This window comes from Allobosea sp. 2RAB26, assembly GCF_052115465.1.
GTDB lineage: Bacteria > Pseudomonadota > Alphaproteobacteria > Rhizobiales > Beijerinckiaceae > Allobosea.
The window spans coordinates 206,608-231,473 of the sequence record NZ_JBFRGS010000002.1; the positions used below are offsets into that span (position 1 = coordinate 206,608).

Annotated in this window: 23 protein-coding genes; 12 read left to right on the plus strand and 11 right to left on the minus strand. The window is 66.5% G+C overall.

Annotation, left to right across the window (positions count from 1 at the left end; all coding sequences use genetic code 11):
- Window positions 1-19: 19 nt before the first annotated feature.
- Window positions 20-973, minus strand: a complete 954-nt coding sequence (locus tag AB4118_RS04080; protein ID WP_441488521.1) for a dihydrodipicolinate synthase family protein — start codon at window positions 971-973, stop codon at window positions 20-22.
- 112 nt (window positions 974-1,085) lie between these two features.
- Here AB4118_RS04080 and AB4118_RS04085 point away from each other — a divergent pair, with 112 nt between their 5' ends.
- Genes AB4118_RS04085 through AB4118_RS04105 form a run of 5 tightly spaced genes read left to right on the plus strand, consistent with a single transcriptional unit; the run spans window position 1,086 to window position 6,260 of the window.
- Entirely contained in the window at window positions 1,086-1,811 is a 726-nt protein-coding gene (locus tag AB4118_RS04085; protein WP_441488522.1) for a FadR/GntR family transcriptional regulator, read from the plus strand.
- A gap of 12 nt (window positions 1,812-1,823) precedes the next feature.
- The gene (locus AB4118_RS04090) at window positions 1,824-3,401 is read left to right on the plus strand and encodes an ABC transporter substrate-binding protein (protein WP_441488523.1); all 1,578 of its coding nucleotides are present in this window, start codon (window positions 1,824-1,826) and stop codon (window positions 3,399-3,401) included.
- A gap of 55 nt (window positions 3,402-3,456) precedes the next feature.
- Window positions 3,457-4,416, plus strand: coding sequence for an ABC transporter permease (locus AB4118_RS04095; RefSeq protein WP_441488524.1), 960 nt, complete (start codon window positions 3,457-3,459; stop codon window positions 4,414-4,416).
- Complete coding sequence (locus AB4118_RS04100) at window positions 4,416-5,318, plus strand: ABC transporter permease (RefSeq protein ID WP_441488525.1); 903 nt, start codon at window positions 4,416-4,418, stop codon at window positions 5,316-5,318. Before AB4118_RS04095 ends, AB4118_RS04100 begins: the two co-directional genes overlap by 1 nt.
- 24 nt (window positions 5,319-5,342) lie before the next feature.
- Window positions 5,343-6,260 carry a dihydrodipicolinate synthase family protein gene (locus AB4118_RS04105; RefSeq protein ID WP_441488526.1) on the plus strand — a complete coding sequence of 306 codons (918 nt, stop codon included), beginning with the start codon at window positions 5,343-5,345 and terminating at the stop codon, window positions 6,258-6,260.
- A 127-nt stretch (window positions 6,261-6,387) separates the two neighbouring features.
- Here the strand turns inward: AB4118_RS04105 and AB4118_RS04110 are convergent, their stop codons facing one another.
- Genes AB4118_RS04110 through acnA form a run of 4 tightly spaced genes read right to left on the minus strand, consistent with a single transcriptional unit; the run spans window position 6,388 to window position 11,820 of the window.
- The gene (locus AB4118_RS04110) at window positions 6,388-7,083 is read right to left on the minus strand and encodes a transporter substrate-binding domain-containing protein (protein WP_441488527.1); all 696 of its coding nucleotides are present in this window, start codon (window positions 7,081-7,083) and stop codon (window positions 6,388-6,390) included.
- Window positions 7,080-7,997 (minus strand): GntR family transcriptional regulator, encoded by a 918-nt coding sequence (locus tag AB4118_RS04115; protein ID WP_441488528.1) that lies wholly within the window; start codon window positions 7,995-7,997, stop codon window positions 7,080-7,082. The genes AB4118_RS04110 and AB4118_RS04115 overlap by 4 nt, the downstream gene beginning before the upstream one ends.
- A gap of 5 nt (window positions 7,998-8,002) precedes the next feature.
- A complete protein-coding gene (locus tag AB4118_RS04120) occupies window positions 8,003-9,151 on the minus strand; it encodes a 2-methylaconitate cis-trans isomerase PrpF family protein (protein ID WP_441488529.1) in 1,149 nt (382 codons plus the stop codon).
- Window positions 9,148-11,820 carry an aconitate hydratase AcnA gene (gene acnA, locus AB4118_RS04125; RefSeq protein ID WP_441488530.1) on the minus strand — a complete coding sequence of 891 codons (2,673 nt, stop codon included), beginning with the start codon at window positions 11,818-11,820 and terminating at the stop codon, window positions 9,148-9,150. The genes AB4118_RS04120 and acnA overlap by 4 nt, the downstream gene beginning before the upstream one ends.
- Window positions 11,821-11,923: 103 nt before the next feature.
- Between acnA and AB4118_RS04130 the strand changes: the two genes are divergently transcribed.
- Genes AB4118_RS04130 through AB4118_RS04140 form a run of 3 tightly spaced genes read left to right on the plus strand, consistent with a single transcriptional unit; the run spans window position 11,924 to window position 14,885 of the window.
- Window positions 11,924-12,874 carry a Bug family tripartite tricarboxylate transporter substrate binding protein gene (locus AB4118_RS04130; RefSeq protein ID WP_441488531.1) on the plus strand — a complete coding sequence of 317 codons (951 nt, stop codon included), beginning with the start codon at window positions 11,924-11,926 and terminating at the stop codon, window positions 12,872-12,874.
- Entirely contained in the window at window positions 12,871-13,377 is a 507-nt protein-coding gene (locus tag AB4118_RS04135; protein WP_441488532.1) for a tripartite tricarboxylate transporter TctB family protein, read from the plus strand. The genes AB4118_RS04130 and AB4118_RS04135 overlap by 4 nt, the downstream gene beginning before the upstream one ends.
- Complete coding sequence (locus AB4118_RS04140) at window positions 13,377-14,885, plus strand: tripartite tricarboxylate transporter permease (RefSeq protein ID WP_441488533.1); 1,509 nt, start codon at window positions 13,377-13,379, stop codon at window positions 14,883-14,885. The genes AB4118_RS04135 and AB4118_RS04140 overlap by 1 nt, the downstream gene beginning before the upstream one ends.
- A 112-nt stretch (window positions 14,886-14,997) precedes the next feature.
- Here AB4118_RS04140 and AB4118_RS04145 read toward each other — a convergent pair whose 3' ends face one another.
- Both AB4118_RS04145 and AB4118_RS04150 read right to left on the minus strand, forming a co-directional pair.
- A complete protein-coding gene (locus AB4118_RS04145) occupies window positions 14,998-18,774 on the minus strand; it encodes a DUF2339 domain-containing protein (RefSeq protein ID WP_441488534.1) in 3,777 nt (1,258 codons plus the stop codon).
- Between the two features lie 323 nt (window positions 18,775-19,097).
- Window positions 19,098-19,442, minus strand: coding sequence for a hypothetical protein (locus AB4118_RS04150; RefSeq protein ID WP_441488535.1), 345 nt, complete (start codon window positions 19,440-19,442; stop codon window positions 19,098-19,100).
- Window positions 19,443-19,646: 204 nt separating this feature from the next.
- On the opposite strand from AB4118_RS04150, the gene AB4118_RS04155 reads away from it, so the two are divergent.
- The gene (locus tag AB4118_RS04155; RefSeq protein WP_441488536.1) at window positions 19,647-19,772 is read left to right on the plus strand and encodes a hypothetical protein; all 126 of its coding nucleotides are present in this window, start codon (window positions 19,647-19,649) and stop codon (window positions 19,770-19,772) included.
- A 48-nt stretch (window positions 19,773-19,820) separates the two neighbouring features.
- On the opposite strand, the gene AB4118_RS04160 is transcribed toward AB4118_RS04155, so the two are convergent.
- Both AB4118_RS04160 and AB4118_RS04165 read right to left on the minus strand, forming a co-directional pair.
- Window positions 19,821-20,135, minus strand: a complete 315-nt coding sequence (locus AB4118_RS04160) for a hypothetical protein (RefSeq protein ID WP_441488537.1) — start codon at window positions 20,133-20,135, stop codon at window positions 19,821-19,823.
- Window positions 20,136-20,208: 73 nt separating this feature from the next.
- Window positions 20,209-20,550: a hypothetical protein gene (locus AB4118_RS04165; protein ID WP_441488538.1), complete on the minus strand. Its 342-nt coding sequence runs from the start codon at window positions 20,548-20,550 to the stop codon at window positions 20,209-20,211.
- A 126-nt stretch (window positions 20,551-20,676) separates the two neighbouring features.
- Between AB4118_RS04165 and AB4118_RS04170 the strand changes: the two genes are divergently transcribed.
- Complete coding sequence (locus tag AB4118_RS04170) at window positions 20,677-20,865, plus strand: hypothetical protein (protein ID WP_441488539.1); 189 nt, start codon at window positions 20,677-20,679, stop codon at window positions 20,863-20,865.
- Window positions 20,866-20,999: 134 nt separating this feature from the next.
- On the plus strand, window positions 21,000-21,338 hold the full coding sequence (locus AB4118_RS04175; protein WP_441488540.1) for a hypothetical protein: 339 nt from the start codon (window positions 21,000-21,002) through the stop codon (window positions 21,336-21,338).
- A gap of 109 nt (window positions 21,339-21,447) precedes the next feature.
- On the opposite strand, the gene AB4118_RS04180 is transcribed toward AB4118_RS04175, so the two are convergent.
- Complete coding sequence (locus AB4118_RS04180; RefSeq protein WP_441488541.1) at window positions 21,448-22,857, minus strand: amidohydrolase family protein; 1,410 nt, start codon at window positions 22,855-22,857, stop codon at window positions 21,448-21,450.
- Between the two features lie 20 nt (window positions 22,858-22,877).
- The gene (locus AB4118_RS04185; protein ID WP_441488542.1) at window positions 22,878-23,570 is read right to left on the minus strand and encodes a FadR/GntR family transcriptional regulator; all 693 of its coding nucleotides are present in this window, start codon (window positions 23,568-23,570) and stop codon (window positions 22,878-22,880) included.
- Window positions 23,571-23,775: 205 nt separating this feature from the next.
- Between AB4118_RS04185 and AB4118_RS04190 the strand changes: the two genes are divergently transcribed.
- The gene (locus AB4118_RS04190; RefSeq protein WP_441488543.1) at window positions 23,776-24,837 is read left to right on the plus strand and encodes an ABC transporter substrate-binding protein; all 1,062 of its coding nucleotides are present in this window, start codon (window positions 23,776-23,778) and stop codon (window positions 24,835-24,837) included.
- Window positions 24,838-24,866: the final 29 nt, after the last annotated feature.

Sequence of the window (24,866 nt, forward strand, 5' to 3'; positions counted from 1 at the left end):
GGTCAGGGCATGGTTAGGTTCAGCGCGCGTCCATGATCTCGGGCAGCATGCGCCGGGCGATCGGCCTCAGCCGCTCCGCCTCGGCCGCGTCGATCCAGCGATAGGGCCGGCGCAGGCGCGGCCCGACCGGCGCCCAGTTGCCGATGGCGGCGAGCAGCTTGTCGAGCGCGGCGTTGGAATAGCCATGGTCGCGCCGGAACGGCAGAATATGCGCATCCATGAAAGCGCAGATGCGCTGCTCGATCTCGCGGGCGGCGCCGATATCGCTCAGCATCATCTCGGTCCAGGCTTGCGCGCCGCGCGGGCTGAGGCAGGCGACATTGGAGAAGGCGCCGGCTGCGACCCCGGCCTCGACACCGGTCGCAAGATGGTGGCCGGGCAGGTAAAGCGCCCAGTCGTCCAGATGCGCCTGCGCTTCGGCGTACCAGTCCGCATCGCCATCGGCGAGCTTGATGCCGACGACCTGCGGCACCTGCTTCAGCACGGCCCCAAGCGTGGCCGGCGACAGGACACGCTTCGCATGCGGCGGGTTGTAGAGCACGAGCGGGATGTCTCCCGCCGCCTCGGCGGCCATCTGCAGGAAGTCCACGGCCTCGGGATCGCTGACCGGCCACCAATCAGGCAGGATCACCTGAAAGCCGTCCGGAGCATGCGCGACGGCGCGGCTCAGTCGGTCAAGCGCGATGCTCGGATCAGGCTGGCAGGCGCCAATCACGAAGGGCATGTTCGCGCGGCTGCAGCGCTCGGCCAGGACGCGCTGGATCGCGTCGAATTCGGCCTCGGTCTGGTTGTGGCACTCTCCGGCCGTGCCATTCGAATAGATGCCGTCGACCCTGGCGGCGATCAGCACGTCGATCTCGTCGGCGAGCCGCGACAGATCGATCCCTCCATCCGGCTCGATCGGCAGCAGCAAGGTTGCCCAATTGCCGCGCAGCGCGCCCCACCTGCCCGCCCGGTCGAGCTTTCCCGACATCGTCGTTTCCCCTCCTGCCGACTTGTTGACTTCACGGATATCCTACAAGTAGATATCGTTCAACAATCGGGCGGAAGCCGCCGGCGCTCTCGGGCGCGGCCGGTGCCACAGGATGAGGTCGAAGACCGTGACCCGGACGATCAGGCCCCTGGTGAAGCCGCAATCGCTGCACGTCTCCGTGCTGGAAAGCGTCAAGGCCTATATCGACGAGAGCGGCCTGCCTCCGGGCAGCCAGCTTCCGCCGGAGAACGACCTCGCTCAGCAGCTCGGCGTCAGCCGCAACTCAGTGCGCGAGGCGGTCAAGGCGCTGGAATCGGTCGGCATCGTCGAGACCAGGCGCGGCATCGGCATCTTCGTCAGCGACTTTTCCTTCGCTCCGCTGCTCGACAACCTCGCCTTCGGCCTGCGCGGCAGGCTCGATGATTTCGAGGAGCTCCTGACCATTCGCCGCGCGCTGGAAGGCGCTCTGATCGGCAGGACGGTGCAGGTGATCGGCGCCGACGACATCGCCGAGCTGCGCGCCCTCACCGCAAAGATGAAGGCCAGGGTCGATGCCGGCGAGAGCTTCCTCGAGGAGGACCGGCTCTTCCACCGCACCTTGTTCCGCTGCCAGGACAACCAGCTTCTGCTGAAGCTGCTCGACATCTTCTGGCAGGCCTTCGTCAAGGCCTCGGATTTCATCAATCTCGAAAATCGCGATCCGGTCGCAACCTGGCGCGATCACCACGAGATCGTCGAGGCCGTCGCGACACGCGACGCCGAGACGGCGCGCGAGCGCCTCGACCACCACTATCACGGCATCTCAAAAATAATCGCAGCCAACAAGGCGGCGAGCTGATGGGAGGTTACGATGACCATGAGGACGTATCATAGGGCGCTGATCGGCGCCGCGTTGCTGGCCGGCACGATGATGACGCCGGCCATCGCCCAGATGAAGACGATCACCGGCGGCTTCGATGTCGGCCCCGGTGGCCTGCAGGGCAATTTCAACCCGATGACGGCGCCGGCCGGCTACACCTGGCTGAGCACCTATTTCGAGCCGCTGGTGACCTATGATGCCGGCCTGACCAAGCTCGTGCCGGCCCTGGCGACGAGCTGGGAGATCAGCGACGACAAGCTGAGCTACACGTTCAAGCTGGCGCAGGAGACCTGGCATGACGGCCAGGCCTTCACCGCCGAGGACGTCAAGTTCACCATCGCGCTCAACAAGAACCCGAAGACCGCGAGCCTGCTGTCGGCGCGCCTGGCGGCCATCGACAGCGTCGAGGTCAAGGACCCGCGCACAGTCGTCGTCAGGCTCTCCAGGCCCGACAACGCGCTGATCGTCAGCCTGACCAAGATGATGATCCTGCCGGCGCATGCGCTTTCGGCGATCGCACCGGAGGACATGGCGAAGAACGTGCTCTGGTCGACGAAGCCGATCGGCACCGGCCCGTTCAAATTCGTGCGCTACGAGACCGACCGCTTCGTCGAACTCGCAGCCCATGAGAGCTATCGCGGCGGCAAGCCCAAGGTCGACCGGCTGATCAACCGCTACTTCGCCAATGCGGCCGCGGCGATCTCAGCGCTGCGGGCCGGCGAAATCCAGTTCACCTATATCGAGTCCGACGACGTCCCGACCTTCAAGGGCAACAAGGATTTCACGGTCATCGAAGGCGCCTCCTATGTCGCCAACTATATCGGCTTCAACAACCAGGTGCCGCTCTGGAACGACATCCGCGTCCGCCAGGCGGTGATGCATGCGATCGACCGCAACGCGATCATCGACAGCCTCTACAAGGGTGCCGCCAAGAAGGCCGATTGCGGCTATGTCGAAGGCAGCCTGATCCCGAAGGGGCTCGACGCCTATGCCTACGACCCGGCCAAGGCGACGCAGTTGCTCAAGGAAGCCGGCTGGGACAAGATCAACGGCACGAAGCCGATCACCTGGCTGACCTATTACAACAACCCGCTGACCGCCAATGTCATGGCCGCCGTCCAGTCCATGCTCGCCCAGGTCGGCATCAATGTCGTGCCGCGCGCCCTGGACCCCGCGGGCTATAACGCCATCGCCATGTCGCGAACGTCGAACCCGGCCGATTTCCCGCTGGTCTATGCCGGCCTGCAGAACGGCCCCGACCCCGGAACGCTCAATCTCGGACTGAACGAGAGCCAGATCCCGCCCGTCGGCCAGAACTTCCTGCAGATCAAGATCCCCGAGCTCAATTCCGCGCTGAACGCAGCCGTCGCCGAGACCGATCAGGCCAAGGCGACGACGAAATACCAGGACGTCTGCGCCGTCATGAACAAGACCCTGCCCTGGGGCACGATGTGGGTCGCCAATCGCTATGGCGTCGCCTCGGTCAAGCTCAAGGACTTCGTCTGGACGCCGGCGCCGGGCGGCGGGCCGTTCGCGGCCACGCCGGAGAAATGGTCGATCGCGCCCTGAGCCGGCGGGAGGGCCGAAAAGGCCCTCCCTCGTCCCTTCGACGACGGACTGACCCATGCTTGGCTTCTATCTGAAACGGCTCGCCGCCGGCCTGATGATGCTGATCGCGCTCAGCATCCTGGTCTTCGTGCTGCTGCGCCTGGCCCCTGGCGACCCGGTCGACGCCTATGTCAATCCGCTGGCGCCGCTGAGCCAGACCGAGATGGACGCGCTGCGCCAGCGGCTCGGCCTCGACCGGTCCTGGCCGGTGCAATATTTCGCCTGGCTCAGCGCGGCGCTCGGAGGGGATCTCGGCTACTCCATCGACAGGGCCGGCGTGCGCGTGCTGCCGCTGCTGGTCGAACGCACCGGGCCCACCTTGCTGCTGATGCTGAGCGGCCTCGCCATGGCGATCGTGTTCGGCATCACGGCTGGCGTCATTGGGGCGGTCAAGCGCAACTCCGCCATCGATATCGGGCTCGGCCTGGTCGCCTTCGTCACGATCTCGACGCCGGCCTTCCTCAACGCCCTGCTCGGCCTCTATGTCTTTGCGGTAGTGCTGCGCTGGGCTCCCTCGGGCGGGATGCTGACGCCGGGCGCCCCCTTCTCGCTCTCCGACCTGCTGGCCCATCTCATCCTGCCGGCCTCGCTGCTGGCGGTGGTCTATTCCGCGCTGTTCATGCGCTACATGCGCTCCTCGATGATCGAGGTGTTGAACCAGGATTATCTGCGCACGGCGCGTGCCAAGGGCGTCGGCGAATTTGCGGTCATCGTCAGGCATGCCCTGCGCAACGCCATCCTGCCCGTCATCACCCTGATCGGCTCGACCATCGGCATCGCCATCGGCGGCGCGATCTTCATCGAAAGCGTTTTTGACTGGCCGGGCATGGGGCTCCTGATGGTCAAGGCCGTCGAGACCCGCGACTACCCCGTGATCATGGGCGCGACGCTGCTGATCGGTGCCGGCGTCATCCTGGTCAACCTTCTGACCGACCTTGCCTATGCGGTGGTCGATCCGCGCATCCAGGTGAGATAATGAACGCGGATGCGCCGATCGCCGCGAGCGCGGTCCCTCTGCGAGGCAGCAGCCGGAGCCCGCTCCAGCGCGCGCTCGGGCGCTTTCTTCGCAATCGCGCGGCGATCGCGGGACTGCTCATCCTGGCGCCCGTCCTGCTCGCCGTGCTGACCTACCCGCTCTGGTGGCGCCATGCGCCCAACAGCATCGATCTGCGGGCGCTGAATTCCGGACCGACGGCTTCCCATTGGCTCGGCACCGACGGCGTCGGCCGCGATACGCTGGCCCGCCTGCTGCAGGGTGGGCGGATCTCGCTGCTGATCGCCTCGGTCTCGGTCGCGATCTCGCTTTGCGTCGGCTTCGTCGTCGGCGCGGTTGCGGCGTTCGGCGGGCGGGCCCTCGACGGCGTGATCATGCGCCTTGTCGATCTCGCGATGACTCTGCCGCCGGTCATCCTGCTTCTGGTGCTCGCCTCGATCACCGGCACGGGCATCCTGCCGACGATCTTCGTGATCTCCCTGCTCTCCTGGCCGGTGCTCTCGCGCATGGTGCGGGCGCGCCTGCTCGAGCTGCGCGAACGCGATTTCGTCGTCGCCTCGCGCGGCTTCGGGGCCGGTCTCGGGCACCTGCTCTGGCGCCATGCCCTGCCGAACTCGCTCGATATCCTCGTGGTCTACGCCACCGTGCAGGTCGCCAATGCGATCCTGCTCGAAGCCGGCCTCTCCTTTCTCGGCATGGGCATCGTCCCGCCCGAAGCGAGCTGGGGCAACATGCTCAGGGCCGCCCGCTCGACCGTCGTGCTGGAATTGCACCCCTGGCAATGGATGCCGGCAGGCGCTGCGCTGGTCGCCACCGTACTCGCCATCAATTTCATCGGAGACGGGCTTCGCGACGCCTTCGATCCCCGCGCCGACATCACCTGATCAACGCAGAGAAAGTTTCGGTCCATGGCACGTTTCCACGGTGTGGTTCCCCCGGTCGTCACTCCCCTGACACGGGATTTCCGGGTCGATTACCCCTCCTTCACCCGGGTGATCGAGCATCTGCTCGAGGGTGGCGTCGACGGGCTCTTCGTGCTCGGATCGACCAGCGAGGTCGTCTTCCACGGCGATGACGAGCGCCGCAGGATCATCGAGCATGCCGTGAAGATCAATAACGGCCGCGTCCCGATCTTTGCCGGGGTGATCGACCCGACGACCGACCGCGTCATCCAGCACGCCAGGGCGGCTCAATCGGCCGGCGCCGATGCGCTGGTCGTGACCGCCCCCTTCTACACCCGCACCAACCAGGCCGAGACGATCGACCATTTCCGCTATGTGCGCGAGGCGGTCGACTGCCCGGTGATCGCCTACGACATTCCCGTCTGCGTCCATATCAAGCTGGAGCGCGCGACGACCGTCACACTCGCCCGCGAAGGCACCGTGGCCGGCCTGAAGGATTCCAGCGGCGATGACGGCAATTTCCGTTTCGTCCGGCAGGATCTCGCCGACATGCCGGATTTCTTCGCGATGACGGGCTCCGAGATCGTTGTCGACAACGCCGCGCTGATGGGCGCCCAGGGCGTGGTCCCCGGTCTCGCCAATGTCGACCCCAAAGGCTACGTCAAGCTCTGGCGGCTCACTCAGGCAGGCCAATGGGACGAGGCCCGCAAGGAGCAGGAACGGCTCTGCCGCCTGTTCGAGATGGTCTGGATCTCGCTCGGCCGGACCAGCGCCGGCTCGGCCGGCGTCGGCGCGTTCAAGACGGCGATGCAGCTTCTCGGCATCATCGACACCAACACGATGGCCCGCCCGCAACGCTCCCTCAACGCCGAGGAAGCGGCAGCGATCAAGGCCATCCTCCGCGAGACCGGGCTTCTCGGTTGAGCCGAAGGCGGCAGAGCCATGCCGATCGCCAACGGCATCGCTGCCAGGGATCTGTCACCGGCCCGTCATCAGGCCCCCTGCCCCGCTGGGCAGCTTCGACAGAGCACAACCGCCGCCCGCGCCTATCCTATGAGGTCGCGAGCTTCGCGAGCGCGTCCTTGATCGCCGGGCGCCCGGTCGCCATGCGCAGGAACTGCGAGAGCGCCGGCACGGCATGCGCCCGCGCGATGGGAACCGCCATCGCCTGGCGGATCTCCATGAAGGGCTCATCGATGAGGCGAAGCCCCGGATGGGACGCGACGAAAGCCTGTGACGGCTGGCGGATGCCGGCGCCGGCGTCCAGCCCTGCCTCCAGGAAATGCGGCAGGGCCTCGGCAGAAGTCGGGACGCGGATCAACTCCGCGTGGCGCAGCATCCGGCTGAGATGGAGATCGTAGGCTGCGCCGCGGCCGACCGCGATACGGTGTTCCGGCCGGTCGAGTTCGCTCGGGCGTTGCCAGGGAGCCTCCCGTTTCACGACGAAGACGCCTTCGATGACGACATAGGGATCGCTGAAGGCAATCTGCGCTGCGCGCTGCGGATCGATTGCGAGGAAGGCGATATCCCAGGCTCCGCCTTGGCAGGCTTCGACGACACGGGCAGCCGAGTCGTAGGCCTTGAGCTCAAGATCGAGCTCGAGGGTTCCTGCAAGTTCCCGCGCCAAGGCAACGCTGATGCCTCCGAGTTCGCCAGTCCCGGAGGAACGCTGCGCCAGCACGGGATTGCCGAGATTGATCGCGGCGCGCAGCTTGCCACCCGGCGCGAGAGCGTTTGCCAGGTTCATCCCGGACGTCCGTTCGCAGACGAAGGGGAATTGCCGACGACCGCCTTTTCCTCCGCGGCTCCGGAGAGATGTCGTTCAAGCTCGGTCGCAGCCGCCGCCTTGTCGCCCGACATAAGCGGGGCAATGATCGCGAGATGTTCGTCGCAGACTCGGCGCACGCGCTCGCGATCAAGCGGACGGCCATATTCGATCAGGCGACGCAGATGGTTGAGCCGCGTCAGCGTCTGCACGAAGAAGCGGTTGCCGGACATTGCCGCCAACGTTTCGTGGAAGGTGGAGTTGATCTCGAAGAGTTCGACCTGGCTCAGGCTGCCATAGCCGCTGTCGCGCACGAAACGCTGCTGCTCGGCCAGCGCGATAAGGCGGGGCAGATCCGGAGCGAACTCCCCGGAGCGCATCGCGGTCGGCTCCATCATCTGCCGGAAACGGTAGTTCTCGCGATAGGCTTCGATCGTGTCGATCAGCGGCTGGAATGCCCAGCCGCGGCCTTGCCGGCGCTCGATCCAGCCCTCGGATGCGATTCTCGCCAGCACATTGCGCAGCCGTGCCCGCGACAGGTCGTAGCGACGGATCAGCTCGTTCTCGCTCACCGTGTCCGGAAGTACCTGGTTCAGCCGGTCCATGGCGATGGCGAGGTAGACGCCGGCGTCGTCATCCTCCCCCTCCGTCGCCGGCTGGGAATCCGCCGTTGCCGACGTGTCCTTGAGAAAGAACCCCTTGTTCGGGCGCTTCTCCAGCACGCCGGCTTCGGCCAGATGCGCCATCGCGGCGCGGATCGGCGTGCGCGAGGCGCCCAGTACCGGCAGCAGCGAATCCTCGGTCAAGTGATGGCCGCTCTGCCAGCCCGACAGTCGTGCATGCGACAGGATCCGGTTGGCGAGCTTGATCTGGAGTGGCGTGGGCGCGGCCGTCATTCCATTCACCTGGCAAGCGACAAGGGCACCGCGATTTCGCCCTGCATCAGCCGACGCGCCGTGCGGAACAGGACAGCGCTCTCTGCCATCCAGCGATCGCCGACATGTCGGACAACCGCACCTACCGACACCAGCCCGGAGGGATTGGCAACCCTGACCTCGCCTGCCGCATTGGCCGGGCGCGACAACCGGTTGGGCAGGGTTCCCGCAATCTGCGTCGCCACGCCGAGATTGAGCCCGCCGGTCCCTGGTATCGCCCGGTGCGCCCGCTGCATCGAGATCATGCGTGTGGCGATATCGAACGCATCCTCCTCATGGCGCTGGCCATCCAGTCCGGTGAAGGACCGTGGCGCGGCCACCATCGCGATGCGCGGCGTCTGGAGCCCGATCCCGTCCGGCGTGGGCGCCAGTCCGATCGTGACGCCCGCAAAGCGGCGCAGCTTTTCGAGAATGGCCATCACACCGGGCCGCGCCTCGATCTCATCGGGCGTCTCCGATCCGTCGAAACCGAAAGCTGCGGCATCGACATAGACGATCAGCGAGGTGGCATCGACGATCGACAGTTCGAAACGCCCCTCGCTGCCAAGGTCGGCATGGTCAAGAACGCGCCCGCTCGGCAGGAGCTTTCCCGTGACCGCACCGGCCGGCTCCAGGAAGTCGAGCCGGATCCGCGAGGCCGCGCCGGCAACGCCGGCAATGACATAGTCCCCCGCCGTTTCGGCCTTGCCGGCCCGGACCTGGAAGCGGGAGTGGATCAGCTTTTTCGTGTTGGTCTGGTGGATGCGGACCAGCACCTCGCCGTCGGAGGCCGGCACAAGGCCCTCGTCAACGGCGAAATGCCCGACGGCAGAGGAGAGGTTGCCGCAATTATTGCTCCAGTCGGCAACCGGTTCGTCGACCGCGATCTGAATGAAGGTGTAGTCGACGTCGGCATCGGGATGCGTGGACGGGCCGATGATGACCGCTTTCGACAGTGAGGAGATCCCGCCGCCCATCCCGTCGAGCTGGCGGCCGTAAGGGTCCGGGCTGCCGAGCGCCGCGAGCAGGATCGCGCTGCACTGGCCTCGATCGGCGGGGAGCTCGCTCGCGCGGAAGAAGACGCCCTTGCTGGTTCCGCCCCGATAGAACACGGCGGGAATGAAATGCTGGCTCATGCGGTCCTCGCGATCGGCAGGTCGGCGCCCATATAGTCACGCCAGACGAAGGGCAGAATGCCGCCATGGCGCCAATAGGCGATATCCTCCGGCGTATCGAGCCGGATCGTCAGGGGACAATCGAGCGTTTCGCCGGTTTGGCGCGTGACACGGCAGATGACGGTATCGCTGACGGCGAAATCGCCGTCGAGCCCTGCAATATCGAAGGTCTCGGTGCCGTCGAGCCCAAGCGTTTCCGCCGATATCCCGTTCTGGAACTGCAGCGGCAGCACGCCCATGCCGACGAGGTTGGTCCGGTGGATGCGTTCGAACCCCTCGGCGATCACCGCCTTGACGCCAAGCAGGGCCACGCCCTTCGCCGCCCAGTCGCGCGAGGAGCCGCAGCCATAATTCTTCCCGGCGATGACGACGAGCGGCGTGCCTCGCCTGAGATACTCCTGCGCCGCCTCGAATATCCGCATCTGCTCGCCCCCAGGCATCAGCCGCGTGTAGCCGCCTTCCACTCCGGGAACGATACGGTTGCGCAGGCGGATATTGGCGAAGGTCGCCCGGATCGCGACGTCATGGTTCGCGCGCCTGGTCGTGTAATTGTTGAAATCGGCCCTCTTCACGCCATGCGCGATGAGAAAATCCGCTGACGGAGTGCCCAGGCTGATGGCGCCCGACGGCGATATATCGTCCGTCGTGATGGAGTCGCCGAGGATCGCAAGCGGGCGCGCACCGAGAATATCGACACGGCGCGACGGCTCAGCACTCAGCCCCTCGAAATAGGGCGGCCGGCGCACATAGGTGCTCTCGGCCTGCCAGTCGAACAGCGCCGATGGCCGTGTCGCCAGACGGGCCCAGGGCTCCCCGCCATCGAACAGGTCGACATATTTTTCCGCGAACACATCGGGCGTATAGGCGCTTTCGACCAGCGCATCGATCTCGGCAGAGCTCGGCCAGATATCGGCAAGGTAGACCGGTTCGCCGTCTGAACCGGTGCCGAGTGGCTCGCGCCTGACGTCGAGGGTCATCGATCCCGCGATCGCATAGGCGACGACGAGCGCCGGCGAAGCGAGATAGGCCGCCCGCACATTGGGGTGGATCCGGCCCTGGAAGTTGCGGTTTCCGGAGAGGACCGCGGTCGCCAGCATCCCGCCCTTCTCGATCGCATCGGCAATGGCAGGGGAAAGCGGGCCCGAACCGCCATTGCAGGTGGTGCAGCCGAAGCCGACGACCTGGAAGCCAAGCGCGTCGAAATCACGCTGAAGGCCGCAGCGCTCCAGGATTTCGGCGACGACATGGCTGCCGGGTGCAAGCGAGGTCTTGACCCAGGGCTGCGACGTCAGCCCCTTGCGCACGGCATTGCGGGCGACGAGGCCGGCCGCGATCATGCCGACGGGGTTCGAGGTGTTCGTGCAGCTGGTGATCGCGGCAATGGCGACGTCGCCATCCCTGATCCCGAACTCCGCCCCAGCCACCGGAAAGCGCTCGACGGAAGGGCTATGGCCCGCGATCTCCCGGCAATGTCCGGCGAAGGCGGTCGCGGCCACCGAGAGGTCGAAACGATCCTCCGGATTCTTCGGCCCCGCCATGGAGGGCTCGATCTCTGCCAGATCGATGTCGACGACGAGATCGTAGCTCGGTGCCGGCGTCGCCTCGTCGCGCCAGAGTTTTTGGGCGCGCGCATAGGCTTCGATCAATGCGATGTGCTCGTCCGAGCGGGCCGTCATCGCGAGATACTCGATCGAGCGCCGGTCGATCGGGAAATAGACGGCGGTCGCGCCATATTCGGGCGCCATGTTGGCGATGGTTCCACGGTCGGCGACCGACAACGCCGCCACGCCCGGGCCGAAGAACTCCACGAATTCTCCGACGACGCCGACCTGGCGCAGGCGCTCGGTGATCGTCAGGACGAGATCGGTCGGCATGACGCCGTCGCGCAAGCGCCCCCTGACCTCCACGCCGATGACGCGCGGCAAGGCGATCGCGACCCCCTTGCCCAGCATCACGGCCTCGGCCTCAATCCCCCCGACGCCCCAGCCGAGAATGCCGAGGCCATTGATCATCGGGGTATGGCTGTCGGTCCCGACGCAGGTGTCCGGCGAGGCCAGCACGCGCCCCTCGAACTCCTCCGTCCAGACGACCTGACCGATCTTCTCGAGATGGAGCTGGTGCATGATGCCCTTGCCGGGCGGCACCACGCGGACACGGTCGAAGCTTTCCGAACACCAGCGCAGGAAGGCGAAGCGCTCTGCGTTGCGCCGGTACTCCATGTCGAGATTCAGGCGCGGGGCGTCGCGCGTGCCGAAATGGTCGACCTGAAGCGAGTGGTCGACGACGATGTCGACCGGGACCGCCGGGTTGACGCGACGCGGATCGCGCCCGGCCGCGGCCAGGGCATCGCGCAATGCGGCCATGTCGACCAGCATGACCTTGGCCAGGATGTCCTGACCGAAGATCCGGGTCGGCTTGAAGTTCAGCGCAGCCCCGGTCTCCCGCCTGAGCAAAGCGTCAACCTGGGCGGTGGTGTCGCTTCCCTCGACGACCTGCTGCCGCAGCAGGTTTTCCAGCACGATCCGCAGCGAGAATGGCAACCGATCGATGCCTTCCGCCCCGGCGATCGGAACATAATTCAGCCTCTGCGAGCCGCTGCTCAACTCGGCGATCGTGGCGTCCACGGGCATTCAATCCTCCCTTGCGTGTCGACCTTGATTATATCTTGATTATCTAAAAAACAATAGTTACGGATATCCAAAATACAATCTCGATCACCACAGGGAGGACACCATGCTGCGCAGAACATTCATCTCGATCGCTATGGCGGTTGGCGTTTCCGGGGCGGCGCTCGCCGAGCCGGCCAAGGTCATGGTCCCGGCAGGGGCCGGCGGCGGCTATGACACCACGACCCGTCTCGCGCTGGGCATGCTCGACAAGGCAGGGCTGTTCAAGGATGGGGCGGTCTTCACCAACAAGCCCGGTGCCGGTGGCACGTTGGGCTTGGGTGAGTTCATCCGGACGAGCAAGGGGCAGGACAATGCCCTGATGGGCATGGGCGTGATCCTGCTCGGCTCGATCATGGCGACCAAGGGATCCCTGCCGATCACCGACACGACGCCGGTCGCGCGGCTGACCTTTGAGTATAACGGGCTCGCCGTGCCGACGAATTCGCCCTTCAAGACCGTCAAGGACCTGACTGATGCCCTGAAGGCCAACCCGGGAGCCGTCTCCTTCGGCGGCGGATCTGCCGGCGGTGTCGACCATATCATTGCAGGCATGATCGCCAGGAGCGCCGGGGTTGCTCCCGCACGGATCAACTATATCGCCTATGGTGGGGGCGCGGAGGCCGTCACCCAGCTCGCCGGCGGCAAGATCGCCGTCCTGGTTTCCGGGGCGTCCGAGCTGAAGGGCCTAGCCGATGCCGGCCGCGTCCGGATCATCGCCGTCACCTCGCCGGAACGCCTGGCGGAGGTCGAGGCGCCCACCCTGAAGGAAGCGGGCGTCGATGTGGCGATGGGGAACTGGCGCGGAATCGTGGGTGCTCCCGGCATGTCGGCGGCGGCGCAGCAGAACTGGGTCGAGCGCCTGGAACGAATGACGGCCCAGGCCGAATGGAAGGCGGAACTCGCCAAGAGCGGCCTGCAGAGCGCCTTCCTCGGGGGCAGCAAGTTTGGCGCCTTCATCGCGGAGGAAAACGCCCGCATCCGACCGATCCTCGAAGAGCTTGGGGTGGCGAAGTGAGGACGTCGCCGGGCTCGTCGGCCCCGGCGCAGCGATTGCTGCGCTGGGGCCTTCCCCTCGCCGTGACCGGCCTTGGGCTCGCAGTCCTCGCTGACGCCGCGCGCCTGCCCCTGACCCAGGCCTATGCCGGCATCGGTCCTGGCTTCTTCGTCCTCGCGGTTGGCCTCGTGCTGACAGCACTGGGGGGCGCACTCGGATATCAGGTGGCGCGAGGCGCCCGGTTCGAAGCCGAGGAGACCGAGGGCGCAGACCTGACGCGACCGATGTCGTGGACCGGTTTATTGACCGCCGCCGCCGGGGTCTTTCTCCCAGTTGGCCTCATAAGCTATGCGGGGTTCCCGCTCGCCGGCGCCATAGCCTACGCCTTCATCACCCGCGCCTATGGCTCGCGGCGGCCGCTCCCAGACCTGGCGATCGGTCTCGCCGTATCGACCGTCACCTGGTTCGCCTTCACCAAGCTCGGCGTGCAGCTCGGCGGCTTCCTTCCGCTCGGAGGGCTGTGATGTCCGTTCTCGATGCGCTGATCCATGGCTTTGCCGTCGCCGCGCAGCCAATGAACCTGCTATGGGCGCTTGTCGGCTGCGCGCTCGGAACGGCGATCGGTGTCCTGCCCGGCATCGGCCCGGCCTTGACCATCACGCTTCTCCTTCCGGTGACGGTGACGCTGTCGCCGACAGCCGCCTTCATCATCTTCGCAGGCGTCTTCTATGGCGCCATGTATGGCGGCTCGACCACGTCGATCCTGATCAATACGCCCGGTGAATCCGGCTCGATGATCACGGCGCTGGAGGGCAACAAGATGGCCAAGAACGGCCGCGGCGCGGCTGCACTGGCAACGGCCGCGATCGGCTCCTTCGTGGCCGGGACCATCGGCACCATGCTGCTGACGGTCGCTGCACCGGCGATCTCCGAGATCGCCTTCGTCTTTGGACCTGCAGAGTATTTTGCCCTCGCCGTGCTTGCCTTCACCTCCGTCTCGGTCGTGCTCGGCACCTCGATCCTGCGCGGGCTGGTCTCGCTCTTCTTCGGGCTCTTCCTCGCGGTCATCGGCACGGATTTCCAGTCCGGCCTGCCCCGCCTGACGCTCAGTGTTCCGGAACTCGCCGATGGCGTCGGGATCACCATCGTGCTCGTCGCGATGTTTGCCGTCGGCGAGATCCTCTTCGTCGCAAGCCGCCTCAGCCGGGAGCCCCAGAAGCTGATCGAGGTCAAGGGCCGGATCGCGATGACCCGTGAAGACTGGAGACGATCCTGGAAACCCTGGCTGCGCGGGGCAGCCATCGGCTTTCCGATCGGCGCCATGCCGGCAGGAGGATCGGAAATCCCGACGCTTCTGTCCTACACGCTGGAGCGGCGCCTTTCCGAGAATCCCGAAGAGTTCGGACATGGCGCCATCGAAGGTGTCGCGGGACCGGAAGCCGCCAATAACGCAGCCGTCGCCGGTGTCATGGTTCCGCTGCTGACGCTCGGCCTGCCGACTTCGGCGACCGCAGCCGTCATGCTCGCCGCCTTTCAGAACTACGGCCTGACGCCGGGCCCGACCCTGTTCACCAGCAATCCGGAACTGGTCTGGGGCGTAATCGCCTCGCTCTATATCGGCAATATCATGCTGCTGGTTCTCAACCTGCCGATGGCGCGGGTCTGGGTGAAGCTGCTCGCCATCCCGAAGCCCCATCTCTATGCGGGGATCCTGATCTTCTCGCTGGTCGGGGTCTGGGGGTTGTCGCAGTCCTGGGTCGACCTCCTGATCCTCGGCCTGCTCGGCCTTGTCGGCTACGGCTTCCGCTGCTGCTCCGTGCCGATCGCGCCCGCGCTGATCGGTCTGATCCTCGGCCCCATGGCGGAACTCCAGTTGCGACGCGCCTTGGCGATCGGACAGGGCGACCCGGTGGTCCTGGTTTCGTCGCCGGTTGCCGCGATCCTGCTCGCCATCGCCCTGGCGCTACTCCTCTTCCCGCTCCTGCGGTTCTGGCGGCAGCGTTCGCAAGCTGATCTCGTCAAGGTCGCCTGATCTGATCAGGTACTCCGATCCGAGGTCTCCATTGGGAGCCGTGACGACCTCACGGCTCCCAATCCTGTGAGCGACGGCAAAGGACCAGGCGAGCGCCGCGCCCTTCGACAGGTCAGCTGTTTGCCGACGCTTCCGTTGCGGCCCCGCTTTCCCGGATCGCCGCGCCCTGCTGCGCATTCTCCCGCTGCAGCAAGCGCTGATAGGCGAGCCCGATGCCGACCAGGCTGGCGCCGAGGCCGATGAAGGAGAGCGCCCGCAACAGGCCTTCCAGTCCGGCCATGTCGACGAGGAACGCTTTGCAGATCGCAATGGTGACGACCGCGAGCGAGGCCAGGCGCAGATCCTTCGATTGCAAGCGGAAGCCGAGCGCCAGCAGCGCGACGCCATAGAGCAGGATCGCGGCCGAATAGGCGTAGAGCTCGGTTGCACCGATGCCGTCGGCCAGGAGATCGGGGCCGACGAACCAGCGCCGCACCTCGATCAGCACATAGGCGAGCGCCCCGATGATCGCCGTGCCGCCGAAGATCCGTCGCGGCAGGGCCGCCGCAACGAATTCGCGCGTCCAGCGCGCCGCAGCGAAAGCAAGCAGCGCCGGCATGAGATAACCGACCAGGGCATTGTCGAGGATGAACAGGCCCGCCAACGGGACCTCGCTCAGCAGCGGATTCGCGACGACGCCCGAGAGAACCGCGAAGACGGCGCAGGAGGCGATCGCCGCGCTCTCCGGGCGCAAGGGGACAGCGCGGCCCTGGATCGTGACCGTGCCGGCGATCATCGCCGCAATGGCCATGATGAAAGCGATCGCGGCGTAGCAGCCGGCCTCGGCCAGCGTGACCGGCTCGCCTGAGACCAGCAGCGGACCATGGAAGCCGTGGCGCAGCAGCAGGAAGGCGCAGAGCGCCGTGCCCGCCCATGCCGTCCAGGCGAAGGCCCGGCTGATCCCGGGCCGGGCATCGCGCAGCCAGAAGGCCGTTCCGGCAAAGGCGAGCACGACCGCGCCATAGCCCCAGAGGATGCGGTTGAAGATGATGGGGCCGGAGACGCCGCTCTGGTCGAACAGCGGATTGCGGACGATGCCGAGCGCCAGGGCAGCCCAGCCGATGGCGGCGAAGGCCAGCACGCGCAGGACCCAACGGGTGACGCGGTTCTGCGCCGCCTCGTGCCAGATGCGCGCGGCTGCCGCCAGGGCGAGCAGCGTGATCGTCACGATGACCGCCTCGACGAAGCCGACCGTCTCGCCCGAGCGTGGCGCCAGTTCCGGGCCGTCAAAACCCTGCCGGACGATCAGGATGGCGCCAAGCGAGACCAGCACCGCCGCGCAGGCGCTCAGGCATTCGCCGATGCGCGAGCGCGCCTGCCCGCGATCGAGCCAGAAGCCGAGCAGGCCGAGCGCGCCGCCGGCGAGCACATAGAACAGGAGCCGGTTGAAAATCGGTGGCCCGAGCACCGCCGTGCCATCGAAAAGCGGATTGAGCAGGCCGCAGAGCCCGGCGAGGCTGAGCAGGAGCAGGAGAGCCGCCGTGATATCGGCCGCCGGCCGCAAGACGCGCCCGCCCAGGCGGCGCGCCAGGACCTGCAGGCCAGCGCCGATCAGGCCGAGCGCCACGACATGGGTGACAGCCTCCTCGAACAGGCGGTTTCGCGGCAGGCCGGAATAATGGCCGGCGATCAGCCTGATGTCCGGGACGAGCTCGGGGCCGGCAAAGAACTGCCGGATCTCGAGCAGGATGAAGGCCGCGCCGAAGAAGGCCGCCAGGGCCTCAAAGACGCTGCGCGGCCGGTCCTGCTTGCCACGCAGCGCCAGCGCGCCGATCGCGAAGCACAGGGCCGGCCCGGCATAGGCGGGGATGACCCAGTTGACGAGCGGCCAGGAGCCCATGTCGGAGACGATCGGCTGCCAGACCAGGCGCGCGAGCGCGGCCGTCGCCAGGGCGGCGGACATGCTGCGCAGAAGCGGGATCGGCCGCAGGCTGGCGATGATCGCGACGCCGGCCGCCGCGACCGCAAGCCCGACGACGAGCCAGGTCTCGCGCAGGGCAAAGGCGACGGCGAGGCCGAGCGCGATCACGCCGCCGGCGGCATAGGCGGCCGAGCCGATCAAGGCCAGCGGGTTTGTCCGGGAGCGCGTGCTGCGGCGCTCGACCGGCAGCAGCAATTCGGAGGCGGCGAACAGGGCGACAGCGAGCAGAAGCGAGAGCACCGCAAAGCCCGTCGAGCGCTCGAAACCATTGCTCCGGAGCGCCGTCGCCAGCAGCAGGCAGATCGGCCCGAGCGCGGAGGCGAAGCCGAGGCAGCCGCGGATGATGAAGCCGCCGGCCCCGCCGCCCTTGCGCAGGAGCAGCGCGTAGAATGGCAAGCCGCCGATGATCAGGGCGAGCAGTGCCGCGCTCCACCGGATGCCCGGCCCGGCATTGCCGGTGATGCTCAGCCTGACGATGTCGAGGACGATGTCCGGCGAGAGCCCGAAGGCGCCCTGCACGCTCGGCCAGAGCAGCACCATGCCGGCAGCGGCGGCCGCGGCGAGCGGCGCCAGCGGGGCAAGATCGCCATGCCGGACGGCTGAGATGATGGCGACCAGCACGGTCGTCAGGATGGCGAGATGCAGCATGACGGGCCCGCCATCGGCCGTCCACAGCACCCCGGACAGGACCAGCGGCGTGGCGATCGCGGCAAGGCCGATGCCGTCGAAGCCGGCGACCGGCCAGGCGCTTCTGGCTGTGCCGCCCTTCAGTTTCGGCCATTCCTTCAGCAGCACGAGCGCCAGCACAGCCCCGACGACGAGCAGGAGGGATGACCAGATCGGGCTCTCCCCGGACAGCCCGATCAGGGCTGTCCAGATGCCATGGCCGGCGATGGCACCAAGCGTCACCACGCGGCTCGGCTGCCACGCATGGATGAGAAAGGCGACGGCCGTGACGAGGGCGAGGAACACGGAGAGCGCCGGAAAGTTCGGCGCGGTGCTCGCGACCAGCAGCGGCGTCGCATAGGAGCCGACCAAGCCAAACAGGCCGAGTACCGGGCCGTGGAGCAAGGATGCGGCGAGCGCCGCGAGTCCGATAAGCCCCATCAGCGTGAAAGCCAGGGCCGGCCCGATGAAGCCGTGGATCGCATGGGCCGCGTAGACGACGCCGAAGCCGCTGAGCACGCTGACGCCGGCGAGAACCGCAGGGATATTGGCCCCGCCGAGCCGGCCGAGCGCGCCCGGCCTCTCGCCAAGATCGGCGAGCCGATCGCTCCGCCTGAGATATTCGCTGGCCACGGCTGCAATGAGGGAGAAGGCTGCGCCCATCAGCAGCCGCATGCCGGGCCCGAAGACGCCGGCCTCGATGGAATAGCGGACCAGGAAGAGCCCGCCGAAGGCGAGCGCAATGCCGCCGACCCAGACGGCCCAGCGCGAACCGATGGCCTCCTCGAAATCGCGGCGACGCGCGGCTGGCACAGGTTCAGGCGTTGCAACGCTATCGAGCGACGGCGGGGCCTCCGCGTCCCGCGCCAGCTCCATTGCCGCGACAGCCTGCTCCAGCGCCAGCGCTTCGGCTGCGAGTGCGTCGGCAGGAAGCGGGTCAGCGAGCATGGGATCCGCCGCGGTCTCCAGTGTCGTCGGCGGCACGGCATCGGCCGTGAGGGTTGGACCCTCTGCCGGGGCAAGCTCGCGATGCAGCCATTCCACAGGGACGGCCACGTCCTCTGCCTCGGGCTCCGCCTGACCGGTTTCGCCGTGGGCTTCGCGGAGCGTGGAGAGGGCAAGCCGGAGCTGGTCGATCTCTTCCTGCTGCTTTGCGACCAGGGCCAGCGCGCGATTGGCGCGCGAGAGGGAGGAGAAAGCGGCCCAGGGAATGGCGATGAGGAAGCCAAGGACGGCAAGGCCGATAATCACCAGAGCTTCCAAGGCAGGCCCTCAACCTAAAGTCGTTCGCCCCCGACACTTAGGGCACCGGGCCGGGAATTGTCTAATCGCCGGCGGTTAACCTGCCAGCCGGCCAGGCTCGCCGTCCAGATCGGCCGCCATGTCAGCATCCCGAGTGCCACGCCGATCACGAATCCCACGGTGCTGGCAGCGAACCCGCCCCCTCCCTGCAGCCAAGGCCTGGACATGAAAGGCCCGCCATTCCCTTCGAAACGGCGGGCCACGATCGGCAAGGCGGACAGCGATATTCCCCCTGGAGGTTGATCAGGCCCGTCCGGGACATGCGTGCCCGGACAGGCTTTGGATCACCAGCGTTCGTAATATCCGGGACGCGGGCCATAACCAGGACGCGGTCCGTAGCCGGGGCGCGGGCCATAGCCAGGACGCGGGCCGTAGCCGGGGCGCGGCCCGTAGCCGGGACGCGGGCCATATCCGCCGCGACCATAGCGCTGCTGGCGGTTGGCCTCCTGCATCATCATCAGCCGGCGCTCCTTGGCGGCGGTCATGCTGTATTCGGCCGGCTGCCGGTCGAGGCCGGCGGCCAGGCCAGCGGGCAAAGCTTCGGCACTGGCGGGCGTGGGAGAGGCAACGGCTGCACCTGCGATCGCGATCGCACCCAGCACGCTCGCAAGGAAGGTCTTTCGGTTCATCTCGGATCCAATCTTCAAGGCCGCGTCGCGGCAAAACACAACAACTCCGCGTTGCGGGGGAATCATAGCAACACGGTTGTAACTGATTTGTTCCCGCGCTGGACGCATGCGGGACGCATCGCCCTTGCCTTGTGCGTTGCAGCATAAATGGTCATATAGGGGCTGCCTAAGCACCCTCCCTCACAATCTGAAAGGAGAGATTCGATGCTGGACAGGCACGTTCCCGACTGCACAGTCGAGACAGAACGCGAGCACCAAGAGGACCACGAGGAGCAGCAGGACGAGACGGTTTTCTCGCCCCGCGCCTATCAGGAAGGCTTCTGGAGCTAGACCGAAACAAGGACGTTACAGAGAGATCGGCGGCGGGCGGCCATTGGCTCAGCCTGCCGCCTGCGAAGGCCGAAACGCCCATGCTGCGCCTGCACAAAGCAGCAGGGCCAGCCCGGCACCGAAGGCGGCAGCGCCGTTCAGCCCGTCGACAAAGGCGTTGCGGGCAGCGTCCAGGAGCCGGCCGGCGAGTTCCTGTTCGAGCGTCAAGGCATAGGCCGCGGTCAGGCCGAAGGACTGCGCCATTTCGGGCAGCGCACCGACTGGAACGAACCCGGTCATCTCCAGGCGATACAGCCCCGCGGCGAGGCTCCCGATCACGGCAAGCCCCATCGCCATGCCGAGTTCGCCACTCATCCCCGACAAGGCGGCGGCTTCTCCCGAGCGGGCATTGATGATCAAAATGACGCGTTCTGATCCGCCGCCGCGGCGCAGCGGCTCAATTGGGCTTCGCGGTCCCCCCGGCGGGATTGCTCTGGTGCATCGGCTGCCCGTCAGGGCTCGTGTCCCGTCCATAGTCGCGGTTCTGCTGGCTGTCGGCAGCCGAGGGCGGCCTGTTCGGCTCGGGGCGATTGGCGCCCGGCGCATGCTGTGTCGCGCCGCTGCCAGTGCCCTGCTGGGGCGCCATTCCCGACGATCCCGAGCCAGTCCCGGTGCCCTCCTTGTGTTCCGGCCCGGCCATCGAGGGGGATGGTGCCGGCTGGGCCTGTGCATGAGCCGCGCACAGCAAGGCAGTCAGTGCCGTCCCGAAGAGGAACGCTCGCATGGGGTTTGAACTCATTGGATTCCTCCAGCGCGATTTCGCCTCACACGGAGGACCACAATCAGCTAACGTCAGCGCCGCGAGCAGGGTTCCAGCGGCCCGGAACCCGACTTCGAGGCATGCAGAGGGCCGGAGGTTCAGCCAATGCCTGAGAACGTGTCCAAGCAGGATCTCGACGACCAGATTGCGATCGCCCGACGGAATATCGCCGATCTGATGGAGCAAGCCACCGCGACCTCGGGATCGGGCGCGGAAGAGGCCATCGCGAACCGGATCGAGGAACAACAGGACCGGCTCAACACATTGCTGAAGCAGCGCGAGGCGATGGGGTAAGGCGGCGACCGAGGGTCTGGGCTGAAGGCGCTTCGCAGCCACGACACCACAATTGCATTTCCTGCCATTAATATACGGCTAAGGAATCACTCCGTCATAATGCGGCGCACAGAACAACGGGCGCCTGAAAAACCATGCGGCGAGCAGGTGGTGTCGTAGCGCTCTTCGCTGGCGCAATTGGCGTTGTCACCGGCTTCGTGATGCTCGGGCAGCAGGGCTTTGGAGCGAGCATCGCGGCGCCCACTGCGCACGCGATCTTCATTCATGAGGGCGGCGGACTGCTCTGCGCCCACGCCACGCTCGTCCTCGGAGCCGTCTGCATGAGAGCGACCTCCTGGCTGTCCGGAGGGCTCCTGGTGATGACCGCGCTTTGCGGGGTTTTCCTCGGCAGTCCCCATGTGTCGGCCTGCATGGTGCTGGCCCTTCTCGGCGGGCTTCTCGTCATCGCGGAAGCTGAAGCCATGCGCCGATGAGCACAATCTCCTGGGCCGCTGCTCCCGACCGATCCTTGCTCCCGATGTCGGGCCGGCGACGACGGCACCTGCCCCCCTGCGCGTCAAGGGCCGGTATTGCGGCCAGCAGCTACCATTGCGGCAATGGCTTGTAGCGACGCTCGGCAACGATCTCGCGGACATGGTCGCGGCCGGCCAGTGCCTCGCCGCGAAGCCTGTCGATATCGATCGTCGTGAAAGCACCGTTGGAATAGAGCACCTTGCCCGCAACGATCGTGCTCGTGACCTCGGCTCGGCTGGCATAACGCAGCAATTCGCTCGAGAGATGCTGCATCGACATCAGATGCGGACCGCTTCCATCCAGTACGACGATGTCGGCCGCCTTGCCGGGCTCGAGCGATCCGGCGATGTCGTCGATTCTGAGCACCGAGGCGGCCTCGATCGTCGCCATGTCGATGATGTCGCCGGCGGCGAGAAAATCCGCATCATAGCCGGCGATGCCCCATTTCGCGCCATGGATGAGCCAGGCTGCGCGCATGTTGACGAAGATGTCGTTGGCCTGGTTGTCGCAGCCGAGAGCGACCCGGATGCCGGCCGCACGGAAGCGCGGCAGGTTCGGGATCGCGTTGAGATTGGCGACGCATTCGACCGGGGAATGCGCCAGGCCGGCATGGCCGCGCGCCAGCAGCTCGATCTCCTTTTCGCTGGCAAGCACCGCATGGACGGCAACGAGATGCTCGTCGATGACACCGAGATCCGCCAGGCGCTCGACGGGCCTGCGGCCGAAGACCGACAGGCAGAACTCGACCTCCTCGCGATCGCGCCCGATATGGACCTGGATCGTCGTATCGTGCCGCCGCGCCAGCTCCGCCCCGCCGCGGAAATAGGCCTCGGAGAAATTCATCAGGGCCGACACGTTGACGGAGCCGCGGATCAGGCCGTCGCCGCGCGGCGGATGGCGTCTCAGGAACTCCTCGGTGGCGGCGAGCTCGCGCTCGGCCTCTCCCTCCCGGGCCTTGTACCAGGAGCGGTCGGCGATCTGGCTGTAGAGCGCGGCGTGATGGAAATCCTGGTCGGCGGCACCGCGCGCCATGACGCAGCGTATGCCGGTCTCCTCGATCGCGGCGACGATTGCCGGCTCGTGGGCCGGGTTCAGCGTGCCCTCGCACATCGTGGTGATGCCGGAGCGCAGGAGCTGGGCTGCGAGCAGGCGCACCGTCGTACCGGCCTGTTCGGCGTTCAGCGAGCGCTGTGCCGGGCTGTAAAGACGCGGAATCATCGGCAATTCGCCGCTGGTCAGCGAGCGCACGAAACATTGCGTGCAATGGGTGTGGGCGTCGATGAAGCCCGGCATGATGATGGCGTGCTCGTCGCCAAGAACCTGCTCGCAACGGTAGCGCGAGGCGATCTCCTGGCGCGGGCCGACTGCGAGGATACGTCCGCCGCGCGAGACGACCATGCCGTCCTCGATGACGGCCCGGTTCCTGTCCATGGTGACAATGCGACCGCGGACTCCGAGGTCGACGCTTTCCTGCTGCACTGACGGCTCCTGTATCGGGTTCAGAGGATGAAAGGCTCGCCCGGGCGCAGTGCGTCATAGGCTTGGGAAATCGTGTCCATATGCGTCATCACGGCCTGCCAGGCCTCATGGGCATCGCGCCGGGCGATAGCCTCCGCGATCCGCCGGTGTTCGGCGCTGAAATGGGCGCGCCGCTCCGGCCGCAGCACGGCGCGGCGCATGGCGCCCCAGACGATCTCCTTGCGAGCCCGGTTGACGGTCTCGAACAGCTCGATCGCCAGCGGATTGCCGCAGGCGGCGGCGATCGCGCGGTGAAACCCCTCGTCGAAGACCTCGTAGGCATCCATGTTGCGCGCAGCCGCACAGCGGCGGCAGGCGGCCTCGATCTCGGCGATCTGAGCGGCTGAGGCGTTCACGGCAGCGAGCGAGGCGAGCGACGGCTCGAGCATCCTGCGCGCGTCGTGGATATTGCGCGGACTGCAATTGGCCACCGTGCCTTCCGTCGCCGCCTCGGTCTCCGTGCGCCGGCCGCGAAAGGTGCCCCGGCCGACATGGCGCCAAAGTGAGCCGCGGGCCTCGAGACGCTCCAGCGCGTGCCGGACGGCATGCCGGGTCACGCCAAGGCGCGCCGCGAGTTCACGCTCGGTCGGCAGGCGGCGGTCGCTGTCCTGAATGGTCCCCTCGAAAATCAACTCGATGCTCTCCTCGAGCGTCGATCTAATCTCATCGGTCATCCGCTGGCGAGTCATAATTGCAACCAATCATCTGTCTGGTTGAAAAGCAGATGCCTAAGCTTTGCGCCACATGTCAAGAAATAACGAGCACATACCCCATTGACAGCGCCCATCGTGACGTGTGGATTATCAACCAGACGGGACACAATGCGATAAAAATCGCAACCAATATAGCAACCAATCGATCGGGATGGAGATCTTCGACATGGCGGTACGGAACGGACTGGCTGCCGGGCTGGCGCTCTTCGCATGCCTTCTGCCCATGGCGGCGGCCGCGGATTCAATCACGGTGGCGAATAATGGCGGTGCTGCCGGCGCGGGTTATCGCGAGGCCTATTACAAGCCCTTCACGGCGAAGACCGGTCACGTCGTCGTCGACGATTCCTTCAACCAGGAACTCGCCAAGCTCCGTTCGCAGGTCGAGACAGGCAATCTCGTCTGGGATGTGGTCAGCCTGACCGCGATCAACGAGGCGACAGCCTGCGAAGAAGGCCTGATCGAGCGCATCGACTGGGCGCGCTATGTCGATCCCAAGGACTTCGCCGCTGTCGGCGGCTTCGGCCAATGCGGATTGCCGAACAATTTCGTGTCCGGCTCCCTGGTCTACGACACCAAGCGCTATGAAGGCGGGGAGGCCCCCAGGACCTGGGCGGATTTCTGGGACGTCAAGAAATTCCCCGGCAAGCGCGGCCTGCTCTACCGCGCCGAGCAAACGCTCGAGGTCGCGCTGATGGCCGATGGCGTGCCACCGGCCGAGGTCATGACGGTGCTCGCGGCGCCGGGCGGCGTCGACCGCGCCTTCAGGAAGCTTGCCGAGCTCAAGCCCCATATCAAATGGTGGAAGAGCGGCGACGAGTCGATGCAGAACATCCTGACCGGCGAGGTCGTCATGACCTTCGCCTGGAACGGGCGGGTCGCGATCGCCAACCGCACCAATAATCGCGCGCTCAAGATCGAATTCGGCGCCGGCCATGTCTCAGGCAGCCAGATGATCGCGATCATGAAGGGCACCAGGAAAAAGGACATCGCGCTGGATTTCCTGGCTCTCGCCTCCTCTCCCGAGCCACAGGCGGCCTTCGCGCGGACCATCGACTACGCCCCGGCCAATGCGAAGGCCTATGCCTTCATGAGCGAGGCCGAGCGCGCCACGCTGCCGGCCAATCACCTGCACCTCGCCTCGCTGCAAAGCGGCCAGCTCTATCTCGACTTCTGGCTCAACAATGGCGACGCGCTGCTGCAACGCTTCATCACCTTCGCCGCCCAGTAATCCAGCCGTCCCCGGCACAGGGAGCCGTG